Source organism: Pedobacter sp. HMWF019, assembly GCF_003061025.1.
In the GTDB taxonomy this organism is placed as follows: domain Bacteria; phylum Bacteroidota; class Bacteroidia; order Sphingobacteriales; family Sphingobacteriaceae; genus Pedobacter.
Map to the genome: position 1 here is coordinate 1 of NZ_QAIL01000597.1, position 4,943 is coordinate 4,943.

Consider the following 4,943-nt stretch of genomic DNA (forward strand, 5'->3'; position numbering starts at 1 on the left):
GTATCTCCCCGATTTACAGGTGAAGGAGGAAGTAGGGACTGGTTCTTAGACAATTTAACATAAATTTAATATTATAAACAGTTATTTATGTAAACAAATGTTTAGTTTTGCTAAACAATTGTGATATGAAAAAAAATAAAATAACTATGGTAGTTTTCGATATGGCGGGAACTACGGTAAATGAAGATAATCTTGTTTATAAAACGCTAAGAAACGCTATCAATAATGCTGGTTTTGATTTCAGCCTGGAACAAGTGCTTGCACAGGGTGCCGGTAAGGAAAAAAGACAGGCCATCCGTTCGGTACTTTCTACTTACGGAGGCATCAGTGACGAGGTATTGACTGCAGGTATCTATGACGAATTTATAGTTGCCCTTACCGATGCTTATGCTAAAGAAGAAATATTGCCTCAACCCAATGTTACAACGGTTTTTTCGGCACTGAGGGAAAAGAATATTCTGGCAGTTCTCAATACAGGATATGACAGGGCTACTGCAAGTTCAATTATTGAAAAGCTTGGATGGAAGGAAGGGGTGGAGTTTGATGCCTTGGTTACAGCTTCTGATGTTTCAGAAAACAGGCCTCATCCGGATATGATTGAATTTGCGATGAAGCGATTTGATATTACAGACAGCTCGAGTGTGGTTAAGGTTGGAGACTCCACTATCGATATCGAAGAAGGACAGAATGCAGGTTGTGGACTGAGCATTGGTATTACTACAGGTGCCCATACGGCTGTACAGCTTCAAACTGCAAATCCTGATTACATTATAAATGATCTTATTGAATTGTTACCATTGACCTCGTAGAGGATTTTATTCTGGATTAAAGAAGAAAATGATCATGAACAAAGCAAAATTAATGGTTTTTGAAGGCCAGGGGCAACCGATGTCTTTACAAGAACAGAACATCCCTGATCTGAAACCTGGAGAGATATTGGTTAAAAACCGATATACTTCTATCTGCGGAAGTGACTTGCATACCTATTGTGGGCTGCGTCAGGAAAAGGTTCCTACGGTACTTGGACATGAAATTGTTGGAGAGATCCTGGCATTTTCGGATGAGCACCACCAGACAGATCATCTGGGAAACAAACTACATGTGGGAGACCTAGTGACCTGGAGTATATTCTCTTCTGATCCGGATTCTGCGATGTCAAGAGCGGGTATGCCTCAAAAAGGGAGCGGGCTTTTTAAATATGGACATGCACAGGTTACGGCTGATGATGCACTTCATGGGGGGCTATCTACCCATTGTATCCTTAAGCCTGGTACCGCTGTTCTTGGAATTTCAAAAGAGGTGCCGTTGCCTGTTGCTGCGATCATCAACTGTGCTGTGGCTACTGTTGCGGGAGCCTTAAGACTTGCAGGTAACCTTACAGAAAAGACAATACTCATTACGGGCAGTGGGTTACTGGGTATGGTTTGCGCTGCAATGTGTAAAGATGCCGGGGCAAAATTTATTCACGTGGCGGATATCAATCTTCAACGGCTTGAACAGGCAAATGATTTTGGTGCAAATGAAACCCATTTATTAACAGACCCTACTGTACAGTTGCCTGGTGGTATTGATGTGGCGTTTGATATGAGTGGTTCTGCCGATGCCATGGAAAATTGTCTGAATACGCTTGCGATTGGGGGTACAGCGGTATGGATAGGGGCTGTGTTCAATACCCGTAAGGTACAGGTTGATGCGGAATCTGTTGTTCGCAGATTAATTACCATCAAGGGCTTGCACAACTATAATTTTGAAGATTTTGTTTATGCTGTAAATTTCATCAGTAAAAACCATAAGGTATTTCCTTTTGAAAAGGTGGTTTCAAAAGAGTTTAGTCTTTCTGATACCAATGAAGCTTTTAAGTATGCGGTAGAACATAAACCCCTCCGGGTGGGGATTAATTTAGATCAGCAAACAGATCAGACCAATGGATAAAAAATTTAGGGTTCAGCAGTGGACAATGCTGCTGGTTACCATGTTCTGTTACCTGTTCTTTTATACAGGCAGACATAATTTTGGCTGGGCAGTAAAAGGAATGGCAGCTGATCTGCATATTCCTTATACCACCATTGGGTGGATCAGTTTCTCTATGCTGATCGGTTATTCTATAGGGCAGCTGATCAATGGAAACCTGGCCGATCGGTTGAGTGCAAGATTGATGGTTTCTGTTGGGGCTTATTTGTCTATTTTGACCAATATTGCCATCAGTTTTTCCAATAGTGCGACCATGATTATGTTGCTTTGGGCATTAAATGGTTATTTTCAGTCTATGGCCTGGGCACCTGGTGCAAAACTGATCAATAACTGGTGGAGTGAAAAGGAACGTGGAAAAGCCTTTGGGTTTTATACCATGGCAGCGGGCTTGTCTTCTGTGGTTACCTACCTGCTTTCTATTATTTTATTGCAGCAGGGATATGAGTGGCGTATGCTCTTTAGATTACCTGTACTCTTGCTGTTGGTATCTGCTACTGTATTTCTGATTGTGGCCCGTGATAAGCCAGCTGCCAAAACAGATGCATCAGCTCCGGTAGGACCATCTGCTAGCTGGATAGAGCGATATCGTCTGGTGTTGCGGAATAGAAAGTTCATGGTGGTTTCTCTGGGGTTTGGATTTGAAAGCATGGCGCGTTACGGGCTGATCTTCTGGGTTCCTGTTCATTACCTTGGAAACAACTGGAAGGATAACCCTGGAAATCTTTGGGTTACGTTTCTATTGCCGGTAGGTATGGCTGCAGGTGCGCTTACATTTGGTATGCTTTCAGATAGTCTGTTCAAAAAGAACAGGGTCAAAGCTATTGCTTTTGGAATGTCTGTTAGTGCGGTTATAGCGGTATTGATCTATATTTCGCCTGCACATAATTTGTTGTTGGGCGGGGGATTAATGCTCCTGGCCGGATTTTTTGTTTATGGTCCACAAGCCTGTTTCTGGCCTTTAAGTCCGGACTTACTTGGGAGCAGCCTTACCGGAACAGGCGTAGGCTTTATGAATATGATAGGTTATATGTTCGCTGCATTTGGAGAACCGATACTGGGTTATGCAATTGATGTAACGGGCAGTACCAACAGTATTTTTATTGTTATTGCTGTTCTATGTTTGTTATCGGCGGTGTGTGTAGGTAATGTTAGAAGAATGGGCTCTGAATCTGTAATTTGCAGTTATTGATTGAAATGAATATTTATATTTGTTTATAATTTAAACAAATAAATGGACAGAAGCCTTACCAACGCCGAACTTTGGAGATCATTTTGCGCAGGTGATGAGGAGTCATTTATTAAATTATATGAGCAGTATTACAGTACATTTTTTGTTTGGGGTTGTAAATGGCTGCGAAATGAGCATGACTTTGTAAAAGACCAGCTTCACGATTTTTTTATTTATATATGGGAGCGGAGAGATAAGCTTTCTGTTAATATAAATGTTAAGGCTTATTTATTAACGTCTTTCCGCAGGCAGCTATTTTATCAGTGGAAAAAACATCAAAAGATGGAATCTGTTTCAGAATTTGCAGGCTTTGCCGAAACGGATGAGTCGGAACTCCTGGAAGCTGAATTGGTAACAGCACAATTTTCCAAACTGGAAAGAGCCTTAACCTTACTCACCCCTGCTCAAAGAGAAGTAGTAGAGCTCAGGTTTTTGCAAAACAAGTCTTTACAAGAAATAGCTGATCTAAAAAAAACCAGCATTCGTACCACCTATAATTTGCTCCATCGCGGGATCAGCCGGCTTCGCTTGGAAATAAATGAAAAAAAGTTTCTTTGGCTGTGGTAAATTCAATAGGGTTTGTTCTTTGTACTAAAAAGAGCAAACCAATATGGAGTTTAAATCAAGTGACGATTTCCTTAAAAATGAGTCTTTTGTTAATTATTGTCTTGGAATAGACCAGCAGGATACTGCCTTCTGGGTAGATTATGCCAGTTTGCATCCAGAACAACTAAAACCTATGAATGAGGCTGCAGATTTGCTTAAAGATTTGCAACTTCTGCTGCTGGCAGAGAAATTAAAACCTGAGGCTGTTTCGTCTTTAAGGGCATATTTAAGCCCGAAAAGAAGAAAATATACTATTTTTTCGCGGAGATATGCTGCAGCTGCGGTTTTGTTTCTATTAGCATGCGTTGTTTTCTTGTTTTATCCATCTCATAATGTTCTAAACCCACCTGAGCTGGCCAGATATTCTACGCATCAATATGTGTATGAAGCCGGAGCGAATGAAAGAAGAGCCATTAATTTATGGGATGGCAGTTTTGTGATCCTGGATAAAGGAGCAAAATTGGTGATCGATTCTTCATTTGGTCAATCCGATAGGAAAATGTACTTATCTGGTATCGCTTACTTTAAGGTAGCTAAAGATAAAGGGCATCCCTTTAAAGTTTATACCGGTAAATATGTCACCACAGCTGTAGGTACCGCATTTAAGTTACAAACAGATCTAACCCTTAAAAAACTCAAGGTAGAACTGGAGGAAGGAAAAGTTATTGTGGAGAAAAAGAATGGCGATTCCTGGAATCTGGTGGCCACTTTACATCCTAAAGAGAGTATCAGCCTGGACGACCAGCTTAACCGGTCTGTTCATCAGAAGTTTTCTGATAAAGACTTTAGCCGATGGAAAATACAAGAGGTAATTTTCCAGAATGCACCAATGAAAGAAGTGCTTTTACAACTGGAAATTTACTATAACGTTAATATTACTGTAGAAGACAATGCTGTAATGCAAGAAACCTTTAACGGGAAATTTAGGCACGATGCGCTGTCGTCTGTTATGGAAATGGTCTGTTTCTCTCTAAACAAGCAATTTAAATTTATCGACTCCAACCATATAATTATTTACTAAACCAAACCAACAACCAAACATTTATGAATCTAAAAAGATTAAAATGGAATACACATTTTAAAACAGCATTGGTCAGGCCATTACTGGTGAGCTGTTTATTTATGATGTTTTCTATGA

At 40.4% G+C, this 4,943-nt stretch carries 5 protein-coding genes; all 5 read left to right on the forward strand.

All coding sequences use genetic code 11. From position 1 onward, the window contains the following. The first annotated feature begins 125 nt into the window (after positions 1 to 125). The 5 genes from DBR11_RS28385 to DBR11_RS28405 are packed head-to-tail and all read left to right on the forward strand — an operon-like array spanning position 126 to position 4,826. Positions 126 to 809 carry a phosphonatase-like hydrolase gene (locus DBR11_RS28385; protein WP_199233999.1) on the forward strand — a complete coding sequence of 228 codons (684 nt, stop codon included), beginning with the start codon at positions 126 to 128 and terminating at the stop codon, positions 807 to 809. A 34-nt stretch (positions 810 to 843) separates the two neighbouring features. After that, positions 844 to 1,932 carry a zinc-binding dehydrogenase gene (locus tag DBR11_RS28390; protein WP_108555899.1) on the forward strand — a complete coding sequence of 363 codons (1,089 nt, stop codon included), beginning with the start codon at positions 844 to 846 and terminating at the stop codon, positions 1,930 to 1,932. Then, positions 1,925 to 3,160: an MFS transporter gene (locus tag DBR11_RS28395; protein ID WP_108555895.1), complete on the forward strand. Its 1,236-nt coding sequence runs from the start codon at positions 1,925 to 1,927 to the stop codon at positions 3,158 to 3,160. The genes DBR11_RS28390 and DBR11_RS28395 overlap by 8 nt, the downstream gene beginning before the upstream one ends. A 42-nt stretch (positions 3,161 to 3,202) precedes the next feature. Next, positions 3,203 to 3,766: an RNA polymerase sigma factor gene (locus DBR11_RS28400; protein WP_108555896.1), complete on the forward strand. Its 564-nt coding sequence runs from the start codon at positions 3,203 to 3,205 to the stop codon at positions 3,764 to 3,766. 43 nt (positions 3,767 to 3,809) lie between these two features. Next, the gene (locus DBR11_RS28405) at positions 3,810 to 4,826 is read left to right on the forward strand and encodes a FecR family protein (RefSeq protein WP_108555897.1); all 1,017 of its coding nucleotides are present in this window, start codon (positions 3,810 to 3,812) and stop codon (positions 4,824 to 4,826) included. The last annotated feature ends 117 nt before the right edge of the window (positions 4,827 to 4,943 follow it).

Bases quoted from the DNA above. Each gene is read 5' to 3' on its own strand.
- DBR11_RS28385 (WP_199233999.1), top strand. From the start codon at position 126: ATGAAAAAAAATAAAATAACTATGGTAGTTTTCGATATGGCGGGAACT.
- DBR11_RS28390 (WP_108555899.1), top strand. From the start codon at position 844: ATGAACAAAGCAAAATTAATGGTTTTTGAAGGCCAGGGGCAACCGATG.
- DBR11_RS28395 (WP_108555895.1), top strand. From the start codon at position 1,925: ATGGATAAAAAATTTAGGGTTCAGCAGTGGACAATGCTGCTGGTTACC.
- DBR11_RS28400 (WP_108555896.1), top strand. From the start codon at position 3,203: ATGGACAGAAGCCTTACCAACGCCGAACTTTGGAGATCATTTTGCGCA.
- DBR11_RS28405 (WP_108555897.1), top strand. From the start codon at position 3,810: ATGGAGTTTAAATCAAGTGACGATTTCCTTAAAAATGAGTCTTTTGTT.